Below are 321 nucleotides of genomic sequence, written 5' to 3' on the forward strand. Positions count from 1 at the left end.
GTTGCCGGATTTCGAGGCGCTCGAGGATGCCGGGCTGCTGTCGAAGGAGAAGCTGCTGGCCGGCGAAATCATGCCCGAGTTTTCCGATCGCGATGAGGGATAGGTCAGGTCAATTGGCAATCCAAAGGCTCTTGAGCTCGTGGCCGACAGCCCACTGGGCTGAGATCTGAGTTTCATTGCATTTGGTCTCATACGGGTCGCGAACCATTTGGAATTCGTTGTCGACGACGGCGCCGAACAGGAAGCACTCGTCCTTGTACTGGCCCCGCTCCGCGCTCGCCATCTTGACCGTCGCCTTGACGACGATGCCGTCTAGATTGC

Annotated in this window: 1 protein-coding gene and 1 pseudogene; one reads left to right on the forward strand and one right to left on the reverse strand. The window is 58.6% G+C overall.

All coding sequences use genetic code 11. The features are described from left to right. A pseudogene (locus tag EN851_RS37565) lies at window positions 1-103 on the forward strand (segregation and condensation protein B); the annotation flags it as partial. Window positions 104-109: 6 nt separating this feature from the next. On the opposite strand, the gene EN851_RS36650 reads toward EN851_RS37565, so the two are convergent. After that, on the reverse strand, window positions 110-321 hold a 212-nt coding region (locus EN851_RS36650; protein ID WP_189587355.1), incomplete at its 5' end, for a hypothetical protein.

Origin of the sequence: Mesorhizobium sp. M8A.F.Ca.ET.208.01.1.1 (genome assembly GCF_004791315.1) — a bacterium.
Taxonomy (GTDB): domain Bacteria; phylum Pseudomonadota; class Alphaproteobacteria; order Rhizobiales; family Rhizobiaceae; genus Mesorhizobium.